The 25224-nt window shown below is 63.0% G+C and carries 18 protein-coding genes, 2 tRNA genes and 1 riboswitch; of the genes, 6 read left to right on the top strand and 14 right to left on the bottom strand.

The annotated features are described in order from the left end of the window. The first annotated feature begins 150 nt into the window (after positions 1–150). Positions 151–972 (top strand): sulfurtransferase, encoded by an 822-nt coding sequence (locus tag J3A64_RS14145; RefSeq protein WP_210064581.1) that lies wholly within the window; start codon positions 151–153, stop codon positions 970–972. A gap of 67 nt (positions 973–1039) precedes the next feature. On the opposite strand, the gene J3A64_RS14140 is transcribed toward J3A64_RS14145, so the two are convergent. The 7 genes from J3A64_RS14140 to J3A64_RS14110 all read right to left on the bottom strand — a co-directional run bounded on the left by J3A64_RS14140 (position 1040) and on the right by J3A64_RS14110 (position 9312). Next, positions 1040–1726, bottom strand: coding sequence for an N-acetylmannosamine-6-phosphate 2-epimerase (locus J3A64_RS14140; protein ID WP_011773569.1), 687 nt, complete (start codon positions 1724–1726; stop codon positions 1040–1042). 22 nt (positions 1727–1748) lie between these two features. Beyond that, the gene (locus J3A64_RS14135) at positions 1749–2729 is read right to left on the bottom strand and encodes an ROK family protein (protein WP_210064579.1); all 981 of its coding nucleotides are present in this window, start codon (positions 2727–2729) and stop codon (positions 1749–1751) included. 5 nt (positions 2730–2734) lie between these two features. Beyond that, complete coding sequence (locus J3A64_RS14130) at positions 2735–3652, bottom strand: dihydrodipicolinate synthase family protein (protein WP_210064577.1); 918 nt, start codon at positions 3650–3652, stop codon at positions 2735–2737. Between the two features lie 37 nt (positions 3653–3689). Continuing rightward, positions 3690–4505 carry an ABC transporter ATP-binding protein gene (locus J3A64_RS14125; protein WP_210064575.1) on the bottom strand — a complete coding sequence of 272 codons (816 nt, stop codon included), beginning with the start codon at positions 4503–4505 and terminating at the stop codon, positions 3690–3692. Further along, a complete protein-coding gene (locus J3A64_RS14120) occupies positions 4502–6613 on the bottom strand; it encodes a dipeptide/oligopeptide/nickel ABC transporter permease/ATP-binding protein (RefSeq protein WP_210064574.1) in 2112 nt (703 codons plus the stop codon). Before J3A64_RS14120 ends, J3A64_RS14125 begins: the two co-directional genes overlap by 4 nt. 3 nt (positions 6614–6616) lie before the next feature. Further along, positions 6617–7573, bottom strand: a complete 957-nt coding sequence (locus tag J3A64_RS14115) for an ABC transporter permease (protein WP_011773574.1) — start codon at positions 7571–7573, stop codon at positions 6617–6619. 101 nt (positions 7574–7674) lie between these two features. Then, a complete protein-coding gene (locus tag J3A64_RS14110; RefSeq protein ID WP_210064573.1) occupies positions 7675–9312 on the bottom strand; it encodes an ABC transporter substrate-binding protein in 1638 nt (545 codons plus the stop codon). 322 nt (positions 9313–9634) lie between these two features. On the opposite strand from J3A64_RS14110, the gene J3A64_RS14105 reads away from it, so the two are divergent. Continuing rightward, a complete protein-coding gene (locus J3A64_RS14105) occupies positions 9635–10363 on the top strand; it encodes a FadR/GntR family transcriptional regulator (protein ID WP_011773576.1) in 729 nt (242 codons plus the stop codon). Between the two features lie 138 nt (positions 10364–10501). Here the strand turns inward: J3A64_RS14105 and J3A64_RS14100 are convergent. Next, positions 10502–10575: transfer RNA gene (locus J3A64_RS14100), tRNA-Arg, on the bottom strand. A gap of 284 nt (positions 10576–10859) precedes the next feature. Between J3A64_RS14100 and J3A64_RS14095 the strand changes: the two genes are divergently transcribed. After that, complete coding sequence (locus tag J3A64_RS14095; RefSeq protein ID WP_011773577.1) at positions 10860–12686, top strand: phosphoenolpyruvate carboxykinase (GTP); 1827 nt, start codon at positions 10860–10862, stop codon at positions 12684–12686. An 89-nt stretch (positions 12687–12775) separates the two neighbouring features. Here J3A64_RS14095 and J3A64_RS14090 read toward each other — a convergent pair whose 3' ends face one another. The 4 genes from J3A64_RS14090 to J3A64_RS14075 all read right to left on the bottom strand — a co-directional run bounded on the left by J3A64_RS14090 (position 12776) and on the right by J3A64_RS14075 (position 16493). After that, positions 12776–13933, bottom strand: a complete 1158-nt coding sequence (locus tag J3A64_RS14090; protein ID WP_210064571.1) for a globin domain-containing protein — start codon at positions 13931–13933, stop codon at positions 12776–12778. A 186-nt stretch (positions 13934–14119) separates the two neighbouring features. Continuing rightward, the gene (locus J3A64_RS14085) at positions 14120–14590 is read right to left on the bottom strand and encodes an Rrf2 family transcriptional regulator (protein ID WP_011773579.1); all 471 of its coding nucleotides are present in this window, start codon (positions 14588–14590) and stop codon (positions 14120–14122) included. A 22-nt stretch (positions 14591–14612) separates the two neighbouring features. Further along, positions 14613–15062: a hypothetical protein gene (locus tag J3A64_RS14080; protein WP_014920807.1), complete on the bottom strand. Its 450-nt coding sequence runs from the start codon at positions 15060–15062 to the stop codon at positions 14613–14615. Between the two features lie 12 nt (positions 15063–15074). After that, positions 15075–16493, bottom strand: a complete 1419-nt coding sequence (locus J3A64_RS14075) for a phosphomannomutase/phosphoglucomutase (RefSeq protein ID WP_011773581.1) — start codon at positions 16491–16493, stop codon at positions 15075–15077. 125 nt (positions 16494–16618) lie between these two features. Here J3A64_RS14075 and J3A64_RS14070 point away from each other — a divergent pair, with 125 nt between their 5' ends. Next, positions 16619–18784: an ATP-dependent DNA helicase RecQ gene (locus J3A64_RS14070; protein WP_210064570.1), complete on the top strand. Its 2166-nt coding sequence runs from the start codon at positions 16619–16621 to the stop codon at positions 18782–18784. A 131-nt stretch (positions 18785–18915) separates the two neighbouring features. Next, the gene (locus J3A64_RS14065) at positions 18916–20346 is read left to right on the top strand and encodes an MFS transporter (protein WP_210064567.1); all 1431 of its coding nucleotides are present in this window, start codon (positions 18916–18918) and stop codon (positions 20344–20346) included. A gap of 65 nt (positions 20347–20411) precedes the next feature. Here J3A64_RS14065 and J3A64_RS14060 read toward each other — a convergent pair. Together J3A64_RS14060 and J3A64_RS14055 are read right to left on the bottom strand one after the other, a co-directional pair. Beyond that, positions 20412–20499: transfer RNA gene (locus J3A64_RS14060), tRNA-Ser, on the bottom strand. Between the two features lie 153 nt (positions 20500–20652). Continuing rightward, complete coding sequence (locus tag J3A64_RS14055) at positions 20653–22908, bottom strand: prolyl oligopeptidase family protein (RefSeq protein WP_210064566.1); 2256 nt, start codon at positions 22906–22908, stop codon at positions 20653–20655. Between the two features lie 60 nt (positions 22909–22968). Between J3A64_RS14055 and J3A64_RS14050 the strand changes: the two genes are divergently transcribed. Next, positions 22969–24906 carry an FAD/NAD(P)-binding domain-containing protein gene (locus J3A64_RS14050; RefSeq protein ID WP_210064564.1) on the top strand — a complete coding sequence of 646 codons (1938 nt, stop codon included), beginning with the start codon at positions 22969–22971 and terminating at the stop codon, positions 24904–24906. A 74-nt stretch (positions 24907–24980) separates the two neighbouring features. Next, a riboswitch (glycine riboswitch) is annotated at positions 24981–25079 on the top strand. The last annotated feature ends 145 nt before the right edge of the window (positions 25080–25224 follow it).

The raw sequence follows: 25224 nt of genomic DNA, 5'->3' as shown, positions 1-25224 counted from the left end.
AGCCTACAACCGCTGCCTGAGCGTTGTGAGGCCCGTTTTGCTGGGTTGGGGTGGGTTTTTGGGCGCAGAGGGGGCCTCGCAACGTGATCTCCCGTCCATATATTGGGATGAGTATCTCAAAATATGGAAGTCCTGTTTAGGCTTCGATGCATGGGAGATGAACTGAAGCCTTTTGTTGACTGGAATTGGTGTGCCCGCAACCTCGGGACCGTCGTCTTCGTGGACGCGCGCTGGTACTTGGACGGATCTTCGGGGAAGGACGCCTACGACGCCGGACATCTCCCGGACGCAGTGTTCGTGGATATGGATCGTTGGCTGTCCGGGCCCGCTACACCCGAAGCCGGCAGGAACCCGCTACCCGAGCCGGAAGTGTTTGCCCAGGGGATGCGTGAAGCCGGTATTGGTGATTCGGACGCCGTAGTGGCCTATGACGACGCCGGGGGAGTCATCGCGGCCCGGCTGGTCTGGATGCTCCGATCGACGGGACACACTGCGGCGATCCTGGATGGGGGCATTGGCAACTATCCCGGGGATCTCTCCACGGAAACACCGCTACGCCGGACCGGGAGCTTCACCGCCAAAGCCTGGCCTGCAGACCTGCTGGCAGACATTTCGGAAGCTTCCTCTGACACCTTCCTCGCAGTGGATGCGAGGAATCGTGACCGTTTCGAAGGCCGCCAAGACCCCATCGACCCCCGCCCCGGACACATACCCGGCGCCGCGAACGTCCCGTGCCGTGAGAACCTCGATTCCACGGGAAACTTGCTCCCGGAGCCGCAAATTCGCACGAACTTCGAGCGCGCCGGAGTCCTGTCCGCAGAGGGGACTATTGCCTACTGCGGATCCGGAGTGACTGCGTGCCACAACCTGTTGGTGATGGAGCAGTTGGGAATGGGCTCCGGCCGGTTGTTCGTTGGCGGATGGTCCCAGTACGGCCATGCACTGGACAGGCCAGTGGAGACGAAAATCTAGCTTGTGGGGCCCGTTTTGCTGGGTTGGGGTGGGTTTTTGGGCGCAGAGGGGGCCTCGCAACGCAGGGCTACGCGTGCATCGCGCCCTTGAACCAGCCCGTAATCGACGCCGGGTGAGTGATGGCCGTGCCCACCACCACGGCGAATGCCCCGGCATCGAGGGCTTGGCGGGCGTGGGCCGGGGTGTGGATGCGGCCCTCCGCGATGAGTGGCTTGTCCAGGCCGGCGGAAGCGATGTGCTCCAAGAGTTCCAGGTCCGGGCCGTCGGTCTTGGGGCGCTCGCCCGTGTAACCGGCCAACGTCGTCCCAATCAGGTCCGCACCCGCTTCGACCGCAGCCACTGCGTCATCGAAGGACCCACAATCGGCCATGACCAGTGCATGCGAATCCGCGTGAATTCCCGCGACGGTCTCAGAAAGCGAAAGCCCATCCGGGCGGGAACGCCGCGTCCCGTCAATGGCCACAACATGCGCACCCGCATTCGCCACCGCCAAGGCGTGACGAAGGGTGGGGGTGATGAAGACGCCGTCGTGCCCGTCCTTCCAGAGGCCAATGACAGGAAGCTCGACGGCGGCACGAGTGAACTGCACGTCGGCCAACCCCTGGACGCGGATCGCCGCAGCGCCCCCGATGACGGCGGATGCCGCTACTTGGGCAGTGGTCCGGGGATCACGCATGGGCTCTCCGGGGTACGCCTGGCAAGAGACGATCAGCTGGGAACGGAGGGCTTCGAGGCCTTTGGGCGTGAGGATCATGACGTCTCCAATTACTTTCGGACTACTTAAGGACGAGTTTTGCGGCGCCAACAATGGCGGCGGTATTGCCGAGAGTCGCCCGCACCACGGGCACGGAAACCAAGGGAGCCATCAGTTCCTGTCGCAAGGCAAACTCCATAGGCTTCCACCAGAGCTCGCCGGCGTCGGCCAAGCCACCGGAGATCACCACGGTTTCAGGGTCGAGGACGTTGATGAGACCGCCTACTGCTTGTCCGGCTGCTGCCGCGCCGACGCCGATGGCACGCAAAGCGGCGGCGCGGTCCCCAGCAGAGCTCGCGGCAGCACCGCCGTCGTGGGCTTCAGAAGCGGCCAGGGCAAACACGTCCCGCGTGTCCGCCGCATCCACAGCGGAACCGCCAAACCGCAGGAAAGACTCGTAAATCGCGGGCCCCGAAGCGATGGCCTCAACATGCCCGGAACCACCGCACACGCAGGGGAGCGGAGTCCCGTCAAAGGCGGCGTAAGGAGAAGCGAAGTGCCCCACATGCCCGCCAACAAAACGGTGACCCAAGACAGGAGCGCCGTCCAGCACAAAGCTTCCGCCGACTCCCGTTCCGAACGCCACCATGAGCGAACTTGAGGATCCGGCCGCAGCGCCGAGCCATGCTTCGCCGAGGGCGTGGGCATGGACGTCGTTGACGGCGCGCACGGCCGAAGGATGAAGCGACAGACGGGACGAAAGCCCGGAAACAAGCTCAGTCCCTGCCCAGCCAAGAATCGCATCCGTCGCAGACACCACGGTCCCGGAAGAAGCGTCAATGACCCCGGCGGAGCCGATACCGACGCTGGACACTGAATGTCCGGCGTCGGCAGCGCGCTCCACCAAGCCCGCAATCAGCGCAGCGGTGGCGTCGAGGATCGCTTCGCCACCAGCCCGGTTCAACGTCGGAATGGTCTCCGACATGAGCACTTCACCTGCAGGGGAAACAACCCCGGCGGCAGTCTTGGTGCCGCCGAGGTCAACGCCGATCACGTGGGTCATGAAGCTTAGACCAGCCCGTTCCGCTCCAGGATTTCGCGAATCGCGGCAGTCTCGGAATCGTTCAAGGAAAGCATCGGCGAGCTCATGGTGTTGGACTCGATGACACCCATCACCTGCAGTGCCGTCTTGAACGCACCCAGACCAGCGGCGCCGCCGGAGACGCGGCCGTTGGGGGTGTAGACGATCTCGAAGACGTCGGCCAAGCGGTCCTGCTCCCTTGCCGCGAGAGCCCAGTCGCCGGCCTGTGCGGCGTCGAACAGGCGACGGTAACCGGCAGGGTCAACGTTGCCGAGGCCCGGGACAACACCTTGCGCGCCGCCCAGGAGCGCGCCGTCCACCACAACCTCGTGACCGGTGAAGATGTCGAAGTTGGGGATGTCCTTGGCTGCGAGGAGCAGTTGGCGGAAGGAAACGTCGTCGCCCGAGGAATCCTTGACACCGGCAATGACGCCGTCACGGCCGAGGCGAACCAACAAGTCGGTGGGCAGCTTGAAGTGCGTGCGAACCGGGACGTCGTACGCGAAGATCGGCTTCTCGATGGCGGCGTGGATGCTGCGGAAGTGGGTTTCGGTTTCCGCGGCGTTGCCGATCGCGTAGTACATGGAGGTGACCACGATCGCGTCGGCGCCAAGGTCAACCACCTTGCGGGCTTCCTCGATCACGCGGTTGGTGGTCTGCTCGTTGGCGCCCACGATCAGCGGAACTGCTCCGGCGTTGGCGTCGGCGATGGTGGAGACCACCAATTCACGCTCTTCGTTGGTCAGGTAGGGGACTTCGCCGGAGGAGCCCAGGACGAAAAGGCCGGAGACACCGCCGTCGATCAGGTGCTTGGTGACGTTCTTCAGCGACGCGGTGTCGATGCTGCCGTCTGCGTGGCGGGGAGTGATGACCGGGGGGATGACGCCTTGGAACTGAGTGGACACAGAATTCTCCGTTGTTTGTAGCTTGTGAAGGGAAAAACTAGATATGAAGCAGGCTCGGCGCGGCGCCCAGGAGCTTCTTGGTGTAGTCGTTGCTCGGGTTGTCGAAGACTTGCGCGGCTGAGCCTTGCTCAACGATCTTGCCGAAGTACATGACGCAGATCCGGTCCGAAACGTAGCGGACGGTCTGGATGTCGTGCGAGATGAACACCATGCCCAGGTTCAGCTGGGTCTTTAGATCGGACAGCAGGTTCAGGACCTGCGCCCGGACGGAAACGTCCAGGGCCGACGTCGGCTCGTCCGCCACGATGATGTCCGGGTCCAGAGCCAGTGCACGGGCGATGGCCACGCGCTGGCGCTGCCCGCCGGAAACCTGCGACGGCGTCACTTCGGCTGCCGATTGCGGCAAGCCGACCAGCGCCAACAGTTCCTTGACCTTGGCGGCTCGGGAGGCTGCGTTGCCGATGCCGTGGATCTGCAGCGGATCCGTGAGGATGTCCTGGATGGTCATGCGCGGGTTCAGTGCGGTTGCCGGATCCTGGAAGACCACGGAGACGGAGCGACCAAACTGCTTGCGCATGGCAGCGTTCCGCTTGATGGCGGGCTTTCCGTGGAACAAGACCTTGCCCGACGTCGGCGGCTGGAGTCCCACGAGTACTGACGCGAGTGTGGACTTGCCGCAGCCGGACTCACCGACGATGCCCACGGTTTCGCCGCAGCTGATGGTGAAGTCCACGCCGTCCACGGCTTTGACGATGTTCGGCCGGAACAAGCCGCCGGTCCGTGCATGGTGATAGACCTTGACGTCCTTGAGTTCGATGACCGGCTTGGAGCCTTGCTGTGTTGACTGGCTCATTTCGCGTCCTCCTTCAGGTGGCTCGCCCAGAAGTGGTCGGCATCGTCGCCGTTCGTCGAAGCAACGGTGGTGAGGACCAGCTTCTGGTGTGGATCGGCGTCGGGCCTCAACGAGCGGGCCGCGAAGCGGTCGCCCGTAGCGAAGTCGCGAGGCGACGGGACCGTGCCGGGAATCTGGTGCAGGCGGACGGCGTCGGCCTCGATGGAGAGGACCGCGCCCAGCAGGCCCCGGGTGTACTCGTGCTTGGGGTTCTGCAGGAGTTCGGATGCCTGTGCGGATTCCACCACCTGGCCGGCGTACATCACCGTGATGCGGTGCGCCAAGGATGCCACCAGGGCGAGGTCGTGGCTGACGAAGACCATGGCGAAGCCCAGCTGCTCGCGGAGTTCGTTGAGCAGGTCCACAACCTGCTTCTGGACAGTGACATCCAGGGCAGTAGTGGGTTCATCGGCAACAACAATCTTGGGCGAGCGGGACAAAGCCATGGCAATCAGCACGCGCTGGCGTTGGCCGCCGGAAAGCTCGTGCGGGTAGCTGGCGAGGGTCCGGACCGGGTCCAGTTTCACCATTTCCAGAAGCTCTGCCGGCGTCTTGCGGCCGCCGCGCTTGGTGAGCTGCTCCATCTGGTCCTTGATTTTCATGGACGGGTTCAGGGAGCTCAGGGCGTCCTGGTACACCATGGCAATCTGCTCGCCGCGGAGACCCTCGTAGGCCTTGGGGTTGCTGTGCTTGGTGTTGGCATCCAGGAGTTCCTTGCCATCGAACTTGATGGAGCCGGTGACCTGGGCTGTTTTGGGCAGCAGCCCCATGACGGCCAGCGAGGTGATGGACTTGCCGCAACCGGATTCGCCTACCAGGCCCATGGTTTCGCCTTCGCGGACCGTGAACGTGACGTTGTCCACGATCGCGATGTCGCCGAAGCGGCCCGGGAAACGGATGGACAGGTTTTTCACTTCAAGCACGTTGCGGGCTTCGGGAGAAACCTGCGGGAGTCGGTCGGTGCGCTTCGCTTCAATGGCTGCCAGCAGTTCCAACTCGCGGTCCAGCAGGAGATGCGGGTTGGCGGCGGCCAGCTTCACATCGGTCAGCACGGCTGAAGCGCCCACATCAGACGTGACGTCACCAACGGAAGCCGCGCGGACGCCGTCGAGCTCGTGTTCCTCCACCACGGAGGCCTGGGCCACAGATGTGGCAACTTCGGTGTCCACGGCGACAACTGCAGCGGAACCGTCGTCGTCCTTCACTACCGGCGCGCGCCGCAGCTTCGGATTGACCATGGCGTCGGTGAGGCCTTCGGCCAGGATGTTCAAGGACAGCACGGTCAGCAGAATGGTCACACCGGCGAAGGTGGTGGCCCACCAGCCGCCGGACAGGACCAGGTTGCGGCCGTAGGAAATGACGTTGCCCCAGGACGGTGCAGGGTCCTGAACGCCGGCGCCCAGGAAGGAGAGGGAGGCTTCGAGGATGATGGCGTCGGCCACCATGACCGTGGCGAACACCAGCACGGGCGCGGCAGTGTTGCGGACAATGTGCTTGACCAGGATGTAGAAGCGGCCGGCACCGATCACGCGCTCGGCGCGGACGTAGTCTTCGCCGTACTGGGCCAGCACGTTGGCGCGGACCACACGGGCCAGTTGCGGGGTATAGATGATGGCGATCGCGATGATGATGGTGGGCACCGAGTTGCCGAACGCGGCCAACAGCACGGCCGCCAGCGCGATGCCGGGGAATGCCATGAGGATGTCCATGAGCCGCATGATGATCTCGTTCACGGACTTGCTGGAGGTGGCCGCGAAGGAACCGAGGAGTGCACCGGCAAGGATGGCCAGGGCAACCGCTCCGAGGCCGATCATCAGCGACGACTGTGCACCGAAGAGGAGACGCGAGAAGATGTCACGGCCCAAGCGGTCGGTGCCGAAGAAGTGCTCTGCACCCGGCGGGGTGGCTGGAATGAACGTCTCCAGAGGATCGTGCGGTGCAATGACCGGCGCGAAAATGGCCGCCAGGACAATCACGATGAGGAAGAGCAGGGCGATACGGGAGCCCCAGGGCAGGGCTTTGAAACGAATGCCCGGGGCACTTAGCCGTTCTGCGAGCTTGCTGCGCATGAGCTATACCGTCCTGATTCGGGGGTTGATGAGCAGGTAGAGAAGGTCCACCACGATGTTCACCAGAACGAAGGTGACAGAGATGGTGAGCACCACGCCCTGGACCAGGTTGACGTCCAGGTTGGTGATGCCGTTGAGGATCAGTTGTCCCATACCGGGCAGGGCGAAGATCATTTCAATCACGACGGCGCCGCCCAGCAAGTAGCCGACGCGCAGTCCCAGCACGGTCACCGGGGTGACGAGGGCGTTGCGGAGGACGTTCTTGGAGACCACCTCGCGGTAGGGGACACCGTTGCCGATGGCTGTACGGACGTAGTCGCGGTCCAGTTCTTCCACCATCGACGTACGGACCACTCGGATCAGCGACGCTGACACAGGGATGCCGAGCGCCAAAGCCGGGAGGGCCATCGAGTTGAGCCAACCGCCGAAACCGGATTCCGGCGTCGCAATTCCGCCTGAGGGGAACATCGGGTTGGCACCGAGAGCGAACCACTGGATGAGGAGGATGCCCAGCCAAAACGACGGCGTGGCGATCGCGGCGATGGAGAAGACTCGGACCAGCTGGTCCTGCCATTTATCGCGGTACAGGGCGCCGAGGATGCCGAACGCGAGCGAGAGCACTATCGCGATAAGCACGCCCAGGAAGGTGAGCTGCAGCGTCAGGGGGAACGCCGAGCCGATCATGGAAGCCACCGATTTGGCCGGCGGGGTGGTGACGCCGAGGTCGAACTGCAGGAGCTTGCCGAGGAATCGGAAGTACTGCAGGACCAGGGAATCGTTGAGGCCATTTTCCTGGCGGTACTGCTGTTTCGCTTCTTCGCTGGCACCGTCGCCGAGGGCGGAGCTGGCCTGGTCGCCGGGGGCGGCCTGCAGAACGAGGAAGACGAGCAACGTGATGCCCAGGATCATCAATGGCAATGCTGCAAGCCTGCGGCCAAGCAGACGCAATATCGTGACCAATTTATTCTCCGGTTGGTTGGGTGCTGCTGGTTGTGGGGCCTGCTCTGCGGGCTATTTGGGGGATTTAGGCCGCAGAGCAGGCCTCACAACTCGAAGGGTGCTTAGGCAGTTCGTCCGACGTCGATGAACGACAGGCCGGTGGTGGGCAGGGGCTGGAAACCGTTGAGTTTCTTCTCGTCCCAGGCACTGGGGAGTTGGCGGTGGAAGACCGGGTACAGGGGAACTTCGTCTGAGACCATATCCACGATTTCGCCCACGATCTTCTTGGCCTCGTCACCGGAAGCCTGCGAGCCCTTGTTCATGAGTTCCTGCAGCTTGGTGCGCTCCGGCGTGGTCCAGAAGGCACGCTTGTCCATCCAGGTCGCACCCGAGTAGAACCAGCTCAAAAGGAGGTCCGCGTCGTTACCGAAAACGGAGGGATCGCCGGGGGCAGCAACCACGGAGAAATCACCCTTGCCCACGCGGTCGCTGTACAAGGCGCCGGACTGGAGGCTCTTGACGGTGACCTTGACGCCGGGGATCTTGTTCCAGGATTCGAGGATCAGCGGTGCAACATCCTTGACCCAGGCGGTGTCCGTGGTGAGGAGTTCGAATTCGAGGCTGGTGACGCCTGCCTGCTTTAGCAGCTCCTCGGCTTTGGAGGTATCGAAGCCGTAGACATTCTTGGCCTTGACGTAGTCCGGGTGGCCTTCCTGGAAGTAGGACGTGGCAGCCTTGGCGTTGCCGAACAGGGCCTTCTTAATGATGGCTTCCTTGTCCATGCCGTAATGCAGGGCTTGGCGGACCAGCTTGTTGTCGAACGGGGCCTTGGCGCAGTTGAACATGAGGAACAGCAGGCCGAACGACTGGACGGATTCAACCTTGACCTTGGACTTCAGGCCGTCAACGTCCAGGTAGGGAACGTCTTCGATGGCTTGGACGCGGCCGGACTGGACTGCGGTAACACGGGCTGCTGCGTCGGACAGCAGCAGCCAGGTCATACCCTTGGCCAGTGCAGGCTTGGGGCCGTTGTAATCGGCGAAAGCTTCAAAAACGATCTTGTCGTCCTTGACCGCTGAGACGAGCTTGTAGGGGCCGGAGCCGACGGGCGCGGCGTCGAAGGCCTTCAGATCGGTGGCGAGTGCCTTCGGAACGATCTTCACCACGGAGATGCGTGGCCCGAAGCCCGGGAAGGCGTACTTCAGGGTGAACTCCACCGTCTTCGCGTCCAGAGGCTTGACGTCCTGGATGAAGGGAATGAACTGGGAGAACAGGGACTTGTTCGCCGGATCCATCACCCGGGTGAAGGAGAAAGCGACGTCTTCGGTGGTGACGGGGGAGCCGTCATGGAACTTCGCACCTTCGCGGATGGTCACCTGGTAGGTGGTGTCGTTGACCTTCTTGGGGTCCGACGCTGCGAGGGCGTTGTAGGGCTGGCGGGTTGCCGGGTGGAGTTCAAGGAGGCCCTCGAAGATGTGCAGGTTGGCTGCCATCGGTGTGGCGCCGGACGAGCTCAGGGGATCGAAGCCGGTGGACAGGGCGTAGGAAATGCCGGCCTCGATGATGAGGTCCTTGTTGACGGCCGCCGTGTTGGTGGTGGCGCCCGTGGTGGTGCTGGCAGCGCCGCCGCACGCAGAGAGGCTTGCCGTGAAGGCGGCTGCTGCACCAACTGCGCCGCTTAGCTTCAGGAAGTTCCGGCGGCTGGCGTCGTTGACCAGCGGCAGGCTTTGGATCGTCTTGCTCATAGGGTGCCTCACCATTCGCGTTTCGTGGGTTATCGGATGTAGGACGTCCGATGCTCGTATGGAAACTGTAAGGGCGGTCACAACGGAACGTCAAGTGAGAATTGGCGCTTGGGTCTCTGCCGCGCGCCTGGCGGTTTGCCGGCTGCGGCCGGTCCTGGTGGGAAATCTCAGGGAATTCCCGTACATAGCTATGACGGAGGTGGGACATCCGATATTGTATGTTGCGTGCCACTCGTTCTTGGGTGGGCACTAAGCTCGCCTCAATATTAACACCGCACTTGTTTCCAACGCTGGCTTTAGCCGGTGGCGGGGGAAGTGCATCGGCAAGGAGAAAGCCATGACAACTTCCGGTGTAGTTCCGCAGGCGCGGTTCAGTGCACAGGCCCGGCTGCGTGCATTGCAGTCGGACATTATGGAATTGATCCTTGAGCGTGAACTGGAGGCCGGCGATCCATTGCCCACGGAGAGTGAGCTCTCTGTCGCCTTGGGCGTGGGGCGCAATACGCTCCGTGAATCCCTCAAGGTGCTTCAGGCGCTGGGCGTCATAGAGATCCGGCACGGGTTCGGCATGTTCGTGGCACCGAGCAACTTCGACGCCCTCGCGGACGGACTTACGTTCCGTGGCAGGCTCTCCCTGCGTCACCAAGGACTTGAAGCCTTGCAATTGGTGGATGTCCGCCAGGCGTTGGAGTCCGGATTGATTGGCTCCTCCATTGACGTCATGACCAAGGAGCAACTCACCTCCATCGAAGAAGCCGTGAAGCAGATGGAAGAGCTGGCCGCCGAGGGCGAGAACTTCGTTGCCGCCGATGCCGAGTTCCACCGCCGACTCTTCGAACCCCTGAACAACGAACTCCTGATCAACCTCATGGGGGTCTTCTGGAAGGTCTACCGGAAGATTCATGTGGAGATCGGCCCAGGCAACGAGGATCTGGCAAAAACCGCCGCCATGCACCGCAACATCTATGCTGCCGTTGCCGCCGGCGACAAAGTTTCTGCCTCGGAGTTGCTCAACCGACACTTCGACGGCATCCGGCGCCGCATCGGCGAGGCCGTGGGGGACTGAGCCTCCGCGCCTAACGCAAGGGCCGCCGTCGTACTTCTATGAAAAGTACGACGGCGGCCCTTGCGTTTGCGGGGTGGCTCACCTCATCCGGGCAAAACAAAAGACCCGCACCGGCGAACCGGTGCGGGTCTTGATCTGTGCGCCCAAAGGGATTCGAACCCCTGACCTTCTGTTCCGTAGACAGACGCTCTATCCAGCTGAGCTATGGGCGCATTTCGTGTGATTCTCGGCGGTCTGTTTCTCTGACCCCCTCGAACCTCAATAAACTTTACAGAAGTTCATGTGAAGTTCCAAATCCAAAAGCTGTAATCTGCGCAACTAGACCGGTCTACGTGACCTTCGTCACTTAAAATGAGCTTTGTCGATCCCGAATCCTTGATTTCTAGCGGTTTTCCCTTCACGCCTCTTTGGATGTCCGATGTCTGACAGCGGATTGGTCTGGTCCGCGGCCCCTATCGTTTAGGACACACCACTGAACCCGAGGAAGGGAACCGCAATGGGCGATCTGGCGCGACTGCCGCTGCTTGAGAAGGCACCTACTACGCATGCACGCCTGCTGGCCTGGGTTGAGGAAGTTGCCGAGCTGACTCAGCCGGACCGCATCCACTGGGTTGATGGCAGCGAAGCAGAAAACAAGAAGCTCACCGACGAACTCGTCGAAGCCGGCACGCTGAAGCGACTGAACCCGGAAACGTTCCCGAATTCCTTCGCGGCGTTCTCCGACCCCGCTGACGTTGCCCGTGTGGAAGAGCAGACCTTCATCTGCTCCGAAAACGAGCGCGACGCAGGCTTCACCAACAACTGGATGGCCCCGGCCGAGATGAAGCAGAAGCTGCGCGGACTATTCGCCGGCTCCATGCGCGGCCGCACCATGTACGTCATTCCGTTCGTCATGGGCCACCTGGATGCCGAGGATCCCAAGTTTGGCGTCGAGATCACCGACTCCGCCTACGTTGTCGCCTCCATGCGCATCATGGCCCGCATCGGCACTGACGTCCTGGATCGCATCACGCAGACCGACGCCTTCTTCGTACCGGCCCTCCACTCACTGGGCGCACCTCTGGAAGCCGGCCAGGCCGACGTCGCATGGCCGTGCAACACCGACAAGTGGATTGTGCACTTCCCCGAAGAGCGCTCCATCTGGTCCTTCGGCTCCGGTTACGGCGGAAACGCCCTCCTTGGAAAGAAGTGCTACGCGCTGCGCATCGCTTCGGTGATGGCCCGTGACGAAGGCTGGCTGGCCGAGCACATGCTCATCCTCAAGCTGACCTCCCCCGAGCAGAAGACCTACTACATCTCCGCCGCTTTCCCGTCCGCTTGCGGCAAGACCAACCTCGCGTTGCTCGACCCCACCATCAAGGGCTGGAAGGTTGAGACCCTGGGTGATGACATCACCTGGATGCGCTTCGGCAAGGAAGGCGAGCTCCGCGCCGTCAACCCCGAGGCCGGCCTGTTCGGCGTCGCTCCCGGCACCGGCTGGGGCACCAACCCCAACGCCATGCGTGCCATCGCGAAGGGCAACAGCATCTTCACCAACGTCGCCCTGACCGACGACGGTGGCGTCTGGTGGGAAGGCATGACCGAGGAAACTCCGGCACACCTGACCGACTGGCGCGGCGAGTCCTGGACTCCGGACTCTGACGCCCCGGCCGCGCACCCGAACTCCCGCTTCTGCACTCCGATCGACCAGATCGACATGCTGGCCGAAGAGTACTTCAGCCCGGAAGGCGTGGAACTGTCCGCGATCCTGTTCGGCGGCCGCCGCAAGACCACCATCCCGCTGGTCACTGAGGCCCGCAACTGGTCCAACGGCATCTTCATGGGCTCCACGCTGTCCTCCGAAACCACGGCTGCTGCCGCCGGTGCCGTTGGCGTCGTCCGTCGCGACCCCATGGCCATGCTGCCGTTCATCGGCTACGACGCAGGTGACTACCTGAACCACTGGGTGAACCTGTCCGCCAAGGCCAACCCGGAGCGTCTGCCCAAGATCTTCCTGGTCAACTGGTTCCGTCGCACGGCTGAAGGCGGCTTCGCCTGGCCTGGCTTCGGCGACAACGCCCGTGTGCTCAAGTGGGCCATCGAGCGCCTCGAAGGCAAGGCCGACGCCGTGGAGACCCCGATCGGTTTTGTACCGACCGGCGAATCCATCGACCTCGAAGGCCTGGACATGACCCCGGCTGAGGTTGAGTCGGCTGTTCGCGTTGACCCGGCCGAGTGGGCAACCGAGCTGGCGTCCATCGAGGAATGGTTCGCCAACTTCGGCGAATCCCTCCCGGCGGCACTTCAGTCCGAGCTGGACGGTCTCAAGACCCGTCTGGGCTAGACCTCTTAGGAACAACGGCGTTCTTAAGTGAACGACGACGGCCCGTCACCTTTCAATCGAAAGGTGACGGGCCGCCGTCGTGCTGCGCCTTAGTTGGCGAGCCACACGTCCGGACCAAAGACTTCGTAGTGGATGCGGGTAGCCGGAATGCCGGCATCGATGGCTTCGTCGCGGATCTTTTTCATGAAGGGGAGAGGGCCGCACAGATAGAGCGAGGCATCTGCGGGCATGTCGACTTCGCGCAGCGACATGAAGCCTTCCTTGGAACCTTGTTGGGGACTTTCAAGCCATAACTGCAGCTCGGCATCGATTTTGGCGGCGTCTGCAGTCATCTGGTCACTGAGTGCCCAGTTTTCCATGGTCTTTTCGGCATGAAGAACCATGACCTGCCGATCGGTGCCCGTCGCCGCGAGCGACCGCAGGATGGACGCCGTTGGAGTGCAACCGATACCCGCGGATGCCAGGATGACGGGACCTTCCCCTTCTCTGAGGGTAATTTCGCCGTAGGGGTTTGAGATCTCGAGGATGTGGCCGGGTTCGACGCCGGCGTGCAGGGCGGTGGACACCTCGCCGCCGTCGTTGAGCTTGGTGGTGAACACGCGGCTGCTGCCTGCTGTGCCGGAGAGCGAATACTGGCGCACCTGGCGCAGTCCGTCGGGAAGTTGGACCTTGACGCTGACGAACTGACCGGGTTTTGCCGCCGTTACCGGGGTGTCGTCCGCCGGTTCCAAGGTGAATGTCATGGCATCCGTGCCTGCCGGCTCCTTGTTCACCACACGCCAGGGCATCCACATTCTGTGGTTTGCCTGGGATGCGTAGAGGTCCTTTTCAAGCTTGATCAGGGCATCTGCCATGAGCCAGTAGACCTCTGTCCATGCTTCGGCGATCTCCGGAGTGATGACCTCGGCCAAGTCCGCCGCGATGGCTGCGAAGAGATGCTCGTAGACCACTCCGTACTGATCCTCCGTGATCCCGAGGGACGCGTGCTTGTGGGCAATGCGGGAGAGTACTTTTTCGGGGAGGGTGTCCGGGTTGTTGATCAGGTGGGTCGCGAAGGCCGCGATACTCCCGGCGAGTGCCCGCTGCTGATCTCCTGAGCGTTGGTTGGAACGGCTGAAGAGTCCATCGAGCAATTCAGGATGCGCGGCGAAGAGCCGATTGTAGAAGTCGACGGTGATCGCGCTGATCCGTGACCCAACCAAAGGCAGGGTGGCTTCGACGATGGGGCGGGACTTTTCCGAGAGCATGGTTCTCCTGGGTGTAGGGGCCGGTTTGCCCGGCCGCTATATATAAGCATTGAGAATGCCTATATTTATATTCCAATTTCTACACCGCGTAGAAGAGTTCTGCAAACCGGGGAGGTGCAAACCGGAAAGGTGCGTAAACCGGAAAAGGCTGGCGCTCGTTCGGCGCATTGCTGGTGCCCGTGATGGCTACGACAGCGTGGCGGGGGTCCTGAACTCCGGCTTGAGCCCGATGGATTGGAACACCGGGATCATCTGGCGGGCATGGGGGAGGGAAGAGATCACCACGGTATCGAGCTCGCGGTAGAAAGCTTCCCTGGCCTTATTCATCGCGTGACGCAGTCCGCACTCATTGATGAGGGGGCAGGCCTTCGTGGGCGATTGGCACTCCGCTGGATCCTGCCGGCTGTCGAGATGCCGCAGGAGCTCGCCAACGGTAGCCTTTCTTCCGGCTTCATTGAGCCGGGAACCGCCAAGCCGTCCGCGTTCGACGTCGATAAATCCGAGGGCTCGCAGGCGGACCATCGCCTTGCTGACATGGTTGTACGGCGTCCCCACAGCATCGGCCACCGCTTGTGTTGTCAGCAGTGTGCCTTCGGGAGCCGCGGCCAGCACCATGATGGCGCGGAGACTGACATCTGCGAAGGCGTTGATTTTCATGGGATCAGCTTACGGATTAGGTCTAGTCCACCCAGATGGATGGTTCGTGGGTATCAGGTTCCATGGCGCTAAAGGCGAATCCGTCCACTGTGGGCGTGTACGGAATAATGGCCGCACGGACTTCGCCATCCCTGTGCTCGGCTGCACCATGAATGCCGTCAGAACCATGGTCCGGCAGATTGACGTCGCTCACAACTGCTACAGCCTTAAAATCATCGCGGCCTTGGCGCAGCAGGTCATGGATGTCGGTCAACATCTGTCCTGCATCCACTTCGCCATTCTCGTCCGGCTCGCCCGGGGCAATCATCACTATGCGTAGTTCACCATCGTTGGACAGTGTGACTCCGAACGGGAAGAAGCCGCCGTTCTGCTGGATGTGCTCCTGCGCGGTCCCGAGTGCAGTGCCCAGTGTCTCGCGGAGTTCGCGGTCCTGGACTGATTCGGGGGCATCGGTGGAGGCGGTTTCGCTCATGCCAGCCAGTCCCTACGCCCGGACCAGCGCCAGGACGCGGTCGCGGATCTTTTCCATGGTGGCTTGGTCCTTGGCTTCTGCATTCAGGCGAAGGAAGGGCTCAGTGTTGGACGGGCGAAGGTTGAACCACCAGCTACCGTCCTTTGCTGTGAACGTGCTGCCGTCCATGTGGTCGATGTCGATGTCTTCGGTTTCGAAGTCGACGCGAACGCGCTCGACGGCGCCGGCCTTGTCTTCGATTTCGGAGTTGATCTCGCCGGAGGAGACGTAGGGCTCGTACTGGCGGCCCAGCTCCGAGAGAGGTCCGTCCTGCTCACCCAAGGCGGCAAGGACGTGCATTGCGGCAAGCATGCCCGTATCCGCGTTCCAGAAATCCCGGAAATAGAAGTGCGCCGAGTGCTCCCCGCCGAACACGGCGCCTTCCTCCGCCATGACAGCCTTGATGAAGGAGTGTCCTACGCGGGTACGTACGGCACGGCCGCCGTCCTTGGCTACGAGCTCTGGCACGGCCTTGGAGGTAAGGAGGTTGTGGATGATGACGGGGGTCTCTTCCCCTGCGGCCTGGGCCCGGGCGATCTCACGCCGGGCCACCATGCCCGTGATCGCTGACGGGGAAACGGGCTCGCCCTTTTCGTCGATGACAAAGCAGCGGTCCGCGTCGCCGTCGAACGCGAGGCCAATGTCGGCGCCGTGCTTGATGACAGCGGCCTGCAGGTCGCGCAGGTTTTCCGGCTCCAGAGGGTTGGCCGGGTGGTTGGGAAATGAACCGTCCAGTTCAAAGTAGAGCGGGATGATTTCAAAGGGCAGAGCCGGGAGCAATTTGTCGCCCAAGACAGCCGGGGTGGTCAAACCAGCCATGCCGTTCCCTGCATCCACCACGATCTTCAGCGGGCGGGACCCGGACAGGTCCACCAGTTTGCGCAAGTATTCGGAGTAGTCCTTCAGGACGTCGTGCACGCCAATCTCGCCGCGAGTGACCGCCGCAGGGATGGTGCCGGTGTTCAGGTACTGCTCAGCGAGGGCTTGGATTTCCTTGAGCCCACTCTCGGAAGAGATGGGCTGAGCGCCGGCCTTTGCCATCTTGATGCCGTTGTAGGCGGCCGGATTGTGGCTTGCCGTGAACGTGGCACCGGCAGCGTTGAGGGCGCCACATGCGTAGTAGAGCTCGTCGGTAGAGATGAGGTCGAGCAGTTGGACGTTCGCTCCGCGCGTTGCTGCACCGTTGGCAAAGGCGCGGCTGAACTCCGGCGATGAGGGACGCATGTCGCCGCCAACAAGGACCGTTTCGCCCTCGAGTCCCAAGACATCGATGAAGGCAGCGCCTACGGCCTCGACGATTTCAGCCGTGATGGACTCACCCACGATGCCCCGGACGTCGTACGCCTTGAAGGAAGCCGAGAGGTCGAATGTCTTGTTCTGCTCGATAGTCACGGGCTCAATCCTACTGTGGCAACGCAGTTGGGGTTGAACCTGAAGAGATGACCTGTGGATAGTGGTTGTCCACATAGCAGGACGGCCCGGTTCTGGCTGTCAGGGTCGGCTGGAATACTGGGTTGATGGCCAACAACTCCCCAAACGCTGCCGTTTCCGTGCAATCACCTACACATCAGCAGGCGCTGGCGTGCCTTCGTGAGTTGGTAGGCCACCCCGAAGCCCGGTTCCATGACGGGCAGTATGAAGCCATCGAGGCGTTGGTGGACGCGGGCCGCCGAGCGTTGGTAGTACAGCGGACAGGATGGGGAAAGTCAGCGGTTTACTTCGTGGCGTCATTGCTGTTGCGTCGGCGTGGCTCCGGTCCAACGCTGATTGTGTCGCCGTTGCTTGCGCTCATGCGTGACCAGGTAGCCGCAGCTGCCCGGGCGGGCGTGCGGGCCGTCGCCATAAACTCCGCCAATGCCTTGGAGTGGGACACGGTCCTTGCCCAGCTGGCCGCGGACGAGGTTGATGTCCTTCTGGTCTCCCCGGAGCGGCTCACCAACCCCTCGTTCAGGGAGAATCAGCTTCCGGAGCTCATTCGCCGAACCGGGCTACTGGTGATTGACGAGGCCCACTGTATATCGGACTGGGGCCACGACTTCCGCCCTGACTACCGCCGCATCGCGGACCTCATTGCACAGTTGCCTGAGTCTGTTCCGGTTTTGGCAACCACAGCCACCGCCAATTCCAGGGTGGTTCACGACATCGAAGAACAACTTGGCGCCGGAGTGTTGACCATACGAGGCGCACTGGGTCGCGAATCCCTTCGGCTCGGTGTCCTGACGCTGCCCGATTCCAGGGATCGGCTGGGGTGGCTGCTGACGCACCTTGCGGACATGCCCGGCAGCGGCATTATTTACACGCTCACGGTCTCGGCGGCCGAGGACACCGCACGGCTTCTTGCGGAGGCCGGGCACAACGTTTTGTCCTACACGGGAAGAACGGACCCGGCGGACCGGGAGCGTGCCGAACAACTCCTGAAGGACAACCAAGTGAAGGCCCTCGTGGCCACTTCCGCCCTGGGAATGGGATTCGACAAGCCGGACCTGGGCTTCGTGATCCACCTCGGCGCTCCGTCGTCACCGGTTGCCTACTACCAGCAGGTTGGCCGTGCGGGACGTGGAGCAGCCAACGCCGACGTCCTGCTCCTGCCGGGCACCGAAGACCGGGAAATCTGGCAGTACTTCGCCACAGCATCCATGCCATCGGCAGAGAAAGCCGAGGCTGTGCTGGGCGTGCTGGGGGAGGCAGGCTCAGCCTTGTCCACCGTCGCGCTGGAAGCCAGGGTGGATCTTCGCCGTACGCCTTTGGAACTCCTCCTCAAAGTCCTGGCAGTCGACGGAGCGGTAGAACGCGTTGGGGGCGGTTGGCGATCAACCGGCCAGCCGTGGAACTATGACGCCGAACGCTACGCACGCATCGCCGAAGCCCGCGTGGATGAGCAGGATTCCATGGTGATCTACCAGGACACGGCCGGCTGCCGCATGGAATACATCACCTCGGTCCTGGATGACGAAACTGCAGCTTCCTGCGGACGCTGCGACAATTGCGCCGGCCGCTGGTTCCCGGTGGACGTGGCAGCGTCGGCAGCCGACGCCGCGGGACAAACCCTCCGGCGTGCCGGCATAGCCGTGGAACCCCGGCTACAGTGGCCCAGCGGCATGGACCGCCTCGGTGTTGCAGTCAAGGGAAAGATCAAGCCCGACGAGAGCGTTTCAGAAGGACGCATCCTGGCCAGGCTTACTGACCTGGGCTGGGGCGGAGCTTTGCGGGAGCTGTTCGCTGCCGGGGCTCCGGACCACGCCGTGGATCCTGCCATGCTGCAGGCCTGCGTCCAAGTACTGCGCGAGTGGTCTGGGGCCGAAGGCGGAACCCCGTGGAGCGGCGTCGGACGACCTGCGGCGGTTGTCAGCATCCCGTCGCGCAGCAAGCCACAGTTAGTGGAATCCCTGGCGCAGGGGATTGCCGGGATAGGGCGGATGCCGTACCTCGGGCAGCTGCAGCCCCAGTACGGAGGACCAACAGGAGCCCGCGGCGGCAACAGCGCATACAGGCTGGCCGGTGTCTGGGACAGGCTCGTTGTGGGCCCCGAGCTTGCCCAGGCCTTGGCGGGCACGGGCGGACAGCCCGTGTTGCTGGTGGACGACCTCATAGACAGCCGCTGGACCATGACCGTATCCGCCCGTGCCTTGCGACAAGCCGGCGTGGGCGCCGTTCTGCCACTGGCGCTGGCCCAAGCCGGATAAGGCAGGGTAGTTGGGCGTGGTCGAACTACGTCATGTTGTGATCGCTCCCACTGCACGTCTATAGGATCGAGCAAACACGCCTGCTTGCCTGCCCGGATCACGGGCCACCAGCCAGAACTTGGACCGGAGCCATGAGCACAAAACCCAACACCGACGTCGAAGCGGCCAACGAAACCAGTTGGCGGCCGCGGCTGGCCCTGTTGGTGGCGGCAACGTTCTTCATGGAGTTCCTCGACGGGACCATCCTCACCACGGCCATCCCCAGCATCGCCTCCGACTTCAGGGTGGCGCCGGCAGACATCAACATCACCATGACCGCATATCTGGTGACGGTGGCCATGGGCATCCCGCTGAGCAGTTGGCTTGCTGAGCGGTTCGGCGCTCGCCGGATCTTCTGCCTTGCGATATCGATATTCACCATTGCCTCCCTGCTCTGTGCGATCAGCACGGACCTGACCATGCTCACGCTCAGCCGTGTGGCCCAAGGCATGGGCGGGGCCATGATGGTTCCCGTCGGCACTCTGGTGGTGTTGCGGGGTACTCCCAAGTCCGAGCTTCTTCGCGCCACTGCGTACCTTGTGTGGCCAGGCCTGCTGGCTCCGGTCCTGGCTCCCATGGTGGGCGGTGCCCTGACCACCTTCCTGTCATGGCACTGGATCTTCATCATCAACGTCCCTCTCGGCCTGGCCGCATTCATTGCAGCTCTCAGGCTGGTGCCGCGAACACAGTTTGATGCCAGGCGCCGGCTCGACTGGTTCGGGCTACTGCTCACTACGCTGGGCGTGGGTGCCCTCGTAGTTGGGCTGGAGACCTTGGGAGGGCACGCGTCCAATGTGCTTGCCGTGGTGGTGGTCGCTGCCGGAGTGCTGTCCTTGGCGGGGGCAGTCTGGTGGATGAGGAAAGCCAGCGTTCCCCTGTTCAACCTCAGCGTCTTCGGCACCAGGACTTTCAGGGCGACTTCCACCGGCGGCTTCATTTACCGGCTGACCATCAGTTCCGTTCCGTTCTTGTTGCCCTTGATGTTCCAGGACGGATTTGGCTGGGATCCGCTGAAGGCCGGCGTGATGGTGGCGGCAGTCTTCGTGGGCAACATAGGGATCAAGCCGGCCACCACGCCGCTCATCAGGCGTTTTGGGTTCAAGCCCGTGCTTGTCTTTGCGTCGTTCGCGTCAGCCGTGACGTTTGCGTTGTGCGCTTTCCTGGACGCCCAAACACCTGAGCCACTGATCTTTGCTTTGCTGCTGCTCAGCGGGGCGTTCCGCTCCATCGGCTTCTCTGCCTACGCTTCGGTGCAGTACGCGGACATCGTCCCGGGTCAGCTGCCCTCAGCCAATGCCATCTCCGCGACGCTCGTTCAATTGGCGGCGGCTGCGGGCATCGCGGTGGGCGCCCTTTTCCTGCGCCTGTTCGAAACCACGCAGGTGTTCGGGGGGGAGCACGTGGCGGCTTACAAGGGGGCATTTGTTGCCATGGCCATCCTGATGCTGATCAGCACGGTGGACAGCCTGACCCTTCACCGTCACGCCGGGGCCGAAGTCAGCGGCGGAGCAAAGCGCGGCTGAGCAGCGGCTTCATGGAGAAGAGCCTTAAACGCAAAGGTCCCGGTTCGAAAACCGGGACCAATTCGCGGAGACGGGGGGATTTGAACCCCCGGTGGAGTTGTGCCCCACACTTCATTAGCAGTGAAGCCCATTCGGCCGCTCTGGCACGTCTCCCTTTGCTATTGCTAGCCCACCAAGGATACGCAGAAGGTGCCTTCCAGCGCAAAACGCCCCGGCCAAGCCGCCCGTTTCGTTGGTTCCCTGCCAGCCATGCCGTTCGCACGGCACAGTTCGCAGGGAACCGTCGAATCGGGCTTCAGCGAACTGTTAGTTGCTCCCAGCCAGCGAACGCCACAGGAAGTGGTTGCTCCGGGCCTGAAGCGCTGCGGCCTGCCTGTTGTCGGAGGCCCCCGCGTGGCCGCCTTCCAGGGCTTCATGGAACCATACGTTCGGGATGCCCATGGCTTGCATTCGCGCCGCCATTTTGCGGGCCTGGACGGGTCCCACACGATCATCGGACGTGGCGGTCCAAATGAAGGTCTCCGGGTATTCCACGCCGTCGTGAAGCAAATGGTACGGCGAGAAGGTGCGGATGAAATCCCATTGCGCGGGGACATCCGGGTCACCATATTCGGCGATCCACGAGTATCCGGCGGAGAGCTTGGTGTAGCGGCGCATGTCCAGGAGCGGCACTCCGCAGGACACAGCGCCGAACAGTTCCGGATATTGGGTCAGCATGTTGCCTACCAGGAGGCCGCCGTTGGAACCACCTACGCAACCGAGTCGACGGCGGCTGGTGACGCCTCGCGAGATGAGGTCCTTCGCCACGGCCGCGAAGTCCTCGTACGCGCGGTGCCGGTTTTCCTGGAGGGCTGCACGGTGCCAGGAGGGACCGTATTCGCCGCCGCCGCGGATGTTGGCAACAACGTAGACGCCGCCGCGTGAGTGCGCGGCAGCACCGTCGTCGGAGGATGCGCCCAAGGTGCGGCGCTCCAGCCAGGCCCGACCCATGGTTCCGCTGTATGCCGGAGTCCGCGAAACCTCGAACCCGCCATATCCGGAGAGCTGAGTGGGGTTTTGCCCGTCCAGCACCAGGTCCTTGGAAGCGACCTGGAAGTAGGGGACCTTGGTCCCGTCGTCAGACACCGCGAAGTGCTGCTGGACTTCGTAGTCGGCTTCGTTGAAGAACGACGGCGACCGCTTGACTTCGGCGTGCTGGCTCGCCACGCCACTGGCCTCCGAACCACTACCCGCCGAAGCACCACCCGACGACGACGCACCGAGCGTCCCCCGGGTCAATGTGGTGGGTGTCGTGAAGCCGGTGGCCACCAGCCAAAAGTCGTTGCCTTCAGGGCCAGCGTCTTCGTCATCCACGGCGTAGGCGTTGACGTCGTGCAGGGGCGGGCACGCGTCCAGGACGGTGGACGTCCAGCCGCCTTCGGAGTCGGGACGGGATGGGTCCAGCACCCGGATCTCGGAGGACACATCGCGCAGGAGGTTCAGCAGGAGGTAGTCCTTGGTCCAGCTCCACGACTGCAGCGACGTGTGGGCATCCGGCGTGAACAGGACCAGCAGTGAACGGGTCCCTGCCAGATAGGACTCGAAGTCCGCGGCCAGCAAGGACCCGGCAGGGTAGAGAACACCGGCAACATCCCAGTCCTTCTGCGGACGGAACAGCAGCCAATCCCGGTGGGCGCTGATGTTCACATCCGTGGGAACGTCGATGACCACCCAGGAGTCGTCGCGCAGCAGCGATGTACTGCGGTTGTAGAAGTCGATGTAGTCCACGGCGAAAGTCCGCTCGTAGCCAGGCGTGGAGTCGTGGGCCACCATGGCCAGCATGTGGTCCTCGGGGATTTCGAAGAGGCGCTCGGCGTCGGCAAGGGACTGGCCACGGCGGAGCTTCACGCCGGTCCGCGCATAGGACGAGGTAGTTGCTGGCAGGCCTTCGGCTGTGCTGGATACGAGCAAAGTGTCGGCGTCCAGCCAGCTGACGTTGCCCTTGGCGGTGGGCAGATCAAAGCCACCCTCCACGAAGGTGCGGGATTCGACGTCGAACTCGCGGTGGCGGTCAGCGTCGCCGCCGTCGGGAGATAGCGAAACCATGGCCAGGCGGTACTCGGAGCCGTCGGCTGGACGGAGGAAGCCAACGCCGTGGAAGACCCACTCGACGCCTTCAGCGGCGGCGAGGGCGTCGATGTCCAGCAGAACGTCCCACTCGGGTTCTTCGGTGAGGTAGCTTTCCCAGGTGGTGCGGCGCCAGAGGCCCTTGGGGTGTTCCTGGTCTTTCCAGAAGTTGTAGTAGAAATCGCCTCGTTTGGAGACCATTGCGATGCGATCGGTGGAGTCGAGGACCTCCAGGATGCCGGCCTCAACGGCCTCATATTCGGCGTCCTCCAAGAGTTCCTCGGTGCGGGCGTTCTGCTCGCGGACCCACGCCAGCTGCTCTTCGCCGTGGATGTCCTCGAGCCAGACGTTTTCGTCCGTGGGTTCGGGCGCGACGTCCGCTGCGTGGCGGGGGCCGGAGGCCGGCGCAGCGTCATTCTCGGGGAGTGGCGTCGGATCAGCTTCTGTGGTGGTCATCGCCCCATCCAAGCAACACTGTTCAACGGTAAGCAAGTCACGCAGAAGTTAGGCTTGAGCGTGGCTAAATCCCAAACCAACCGTGTTGCCCTGATTGGGGCCGGCCCTCGGGGCACCAGTGTCCTTGAGCGGTTGCTCGCGAATTGGGCTGCGGACAGCCCGCACGGCACCACGTTGCACATCGACGTTGTGGATCCTTATCCGGCCGGTTCGGGTCATGTGTGGCAGCCGGAGCAGTCACGACTGTTCCTCATGAACACCCAGTCGTTCTATCCCACGCTTATTCCGGAGGACCCCCAGCTCGCACCGCCGCTCGCGGGTGGTTCGTTCGATCAATGGCGTGAGGCCCGTCGTCGTGATGGCATGGGACTGAACGACGCCGAAAAGGCGGAGCTTTCCACCCTCGAATCGCACAACTTTCCCAGCCGCGCGATCTACGGGCGCTACCTTCGCCAGACTCTGGACGGATTGCTGGAACGGCTCCCCGACGGCGTCAAGGTCACCTTCCATGAGACGCTCGCCGTTGCTGCGCGCCCCGTAGCGGACGGGTTCGACGTCGAACTCGCCAGCGGTGCGACGCTCACCGCCGGTTCCGTGGTCCTCGCCCTGGGCCACATCGAGTCCCGGCTGAACCCTGAGCAGCGGTCCTTCAAGAGTGCCGCGGACGAACAGGGCCTGCTGTACTTCCCGCCTGCTCCGCCGGCTGACGTTGATTGGCAGGCTGTTCCGGACAATGAGCCCGTGCTGGTCCGCGGCATGGGCTTGAACTTCTTCGATGTCATGGGCCAGTTGACGGAGGCCCGCGGCGGCAAGTTCGTTGAGGCTGGTTCGCCCGGCGCGGGCATCCTCGAGTACCGGGCATCGGGCAGGGAGCCCCGGATCATTGCTGCGTCCCGCAGGGGCACCCCGTATCGTGCCAAGGCGGGGCTGGCGGGCTACTACCCCAGCAGCATCACCATGCGCTACCTGACGGAAGATGCCGTGGACCGGTTCCGTGCAGCGGGTATCCAGCCGGGCTTCGATCATGACCTTTGGCCTCTGCTTCACCGTGATGCACTCTGGGCCTACTATTCAACGCTTGCACGGTCCCAGCCCGCCGCGATCAAGGACCCCGCACAGTTCCTGGCTGACCTGGAGGACGCGCTCCAACCACATGCGCACACTACGGCGAACTGGGAAATAAAGGTGGGAGACGTGGTGGAAAAGCACGTTGTTACCTCCCGCCGGCTGAACCTGAGAGGGCTCGCGGCGCCGCTCGCAGGCCGTACCTTTGCTTCCCGGAGCGAGTTGGATGCCGCAATCACGGCCTACCTTGATGATGATGCCCGACGATCTGCGCTTGGCGAGGCGGACCCCGTCAAGATGGCCATCGGCGCCCTCCACACCGGCCGGGCCATCCTCAAATCCGTCGTGGCGGATGGCGGAATCACCGATGAGTCCTGGCTGGCGGGTTTGCGCGGCTGGTTCGAGTCGTTCGTGGAAGGCCTCGCCAGCGGAGCGCCAGCCCTGCGATCGGAGCAGTTGGCCGCTTTGGCGCGTGCCGGCGTCGTAAGTTTCGTGGGACCGGATCCGAAGTTCAGTGTGGACCGGGGTGCCAAGCTGTTCCGGGCGGTTTCGCCGTGGGTTCACGACGGTCCGGTTGAAGCGCGGACGCTTATCGAGGCGATGTCGCCGGCAAACAGGGTGGGCATCAACCTCTCGCCGCTGCTGGAACAGCTCATGTCCGACGGGCTGGTCCGCACCAAGATCATGATGAGTGTTGAGGGCACGCCCATGCAGACCACCGGCCTGGACGTGGAACCCCATCCTTACAGGCCTCTGGCTGCCAACGGATCCATCACCAGGAACTTGTATGTCCTTGGCCTGCAATTGTCCGCTTCGCAGTGGGGGACAGCCATCGCTGCCGAGGCCAGGCCGCGCACCGGACCCGCCTACGCGAGCGGCCAGCGGACGCTCCGCGATGCTGATGAGATTGCGCGTAGCATTCTGGGCCGCTAGGGACGTGGGGTTGCACCTCTACCCGACCTTGGCTACTGTGTGAGCTGCATCACCCACTTGGGTGTGCGCGCTTTTGATCTGCGGCGGGAGAGTCCTGCCGGTACATCCCGTCAGGCGCCGTAGGAGCAAACCCTCCCCAGGAATCTCTCAGGCCCATGTACCGCCGCGGCGAGGCAACTCTGGAAAGCAGTCCGGTCACCGGGCTCACCGAAGGTGCAAGCCTTCCTGCCCTGCAGGAAGGCGGAAACTCTCAGGTCCACGTACAGAGCGGGGAGGAACCCGAATCAATGTGGCACCCCGTGCCGCCTGAACGATGGA

It is taken from the genome of Pseudarthrobacter sp. PvP004 (assembly GCF_017876035.1).
GTDB lineage: Bacteria > Actinomycetota > Actinomycetes > Actinomycetales > Micrococcaceae > Arthrobacter > Arthrobacter aurescens_A.
The sequence above is the reverse complement of the archived record's forward strand: the minus strand, read 5'-3'. Positions and strand labels throughout refer to the sequence as shown.

What these genes read in the sequence shown, in the direction of transcription:
- J3A64_RS14145 (WP_210064581.1), top strand. Translation starts at nt 151, where the DNA reads ATGGGAGATGAACTGAAGCCTTTTGTTGACTGGAATTGGTGTGCCCGC.
- J3A64_RS14140 (WP_011773569.1), bottom strand. Translation starts at nt 1,726, where the DNA reads ATGATCCTCACGCCCAAAGGCCTCGAAGCCCTCCGTTCCCAGCTGATC.
- J3A64_RS14135 (WP_210064579.1), bottom strand. Translation starts at nt 2,729, where the DNA reads ATGACCCACGTGATCGGCGTTGACCTCGGCGGCACCAAGACTGCCGCC.
- J3A64_RS14125 (WP_210064575.1), bottom strand. Translation starts at nt 4,505, where the DNA reads ATGAGCCAGTCAACACAGCAAGGCTCCAAGCCGGTCATCGAACTCAAG.
- J3A64_RS14120 (WP_210064574.1), bottom strand. Translation starts at nt 6,613, where the DNA reads ATGCGCAGCAAGCTCGCAGAACGGCTAAGTGCCCCGGGCATTCGTTTC.
- J3A64_RS14110 (WP_210064573.1), bottom strand. Translation starts at nt 9,312, where the DNA reads ATGGTGAGGCACCCTATGAGCAAGACGATCCAAAGCCTGCCGCTGGTC.
- J3A64_RS14105 (WP_011773576.1), top strand. Translation starts at nt 9,635, where the DNA reads ATGACAACTTCCGGTGTAGTTCCGCAGGCGCGGTTCAGTGCACAGGCC.
- J3A64_RS14095 (WP_011773577.1), top strand. Translation starts at nt 10,860, where the DNA reads ATGGGCGATCTGGCGCGACTGCCGCTGCTTGAGAAGGCACCTACTACG.
- J3A64_RS14090 (WP_210064571.1), bottom strand. Translation starts at nt 13,933, where the DNA reads ATGCTCTCGGAAAAGTCCCGCCCCATCGTCGAAGCCACCCTGCCTTTG.
- J3A64_RS14085 (WP_011773579.1), bottom strand. Translation starts at nt 14,590, where the DNA reads ATGAAAATCAACGCCTTCGCAGATGTCAGTCTCCGCGCCATCATGGTG.
- J3A64_RS14080 (WP_014920807.1), bottom strand. Translation starts at nt 15,062, where the DNA reads ATGAGCGAAACCGCCTCCACCGATGCCCCCGAATCAGTCCAGGACCGC.
- J3A64_RS14070 (WP_210064570.1), top strand. Translation starts at nt 16,619, where the DNA reads ATGGCCAACAACTCCCCAAACGCTGCCGTTTCCGTGCAATCACCTACA.
- J3A64_RS14065 (WP_210064567.1), top strand. Translation starts at nt 18,916, where the DNA reads ATGAGCACAAAACCCAACACCGACGTCGAAGCGGCCAACGAAACCAGT.
- J3A64_RS14055 (WP_210064566.1), bottom strand. Translation starts at nt 22,908, where the DNA reads ATGACCACCACAGAAGCTGATCCGACGCCACTCCCCGAGAATGACGCT.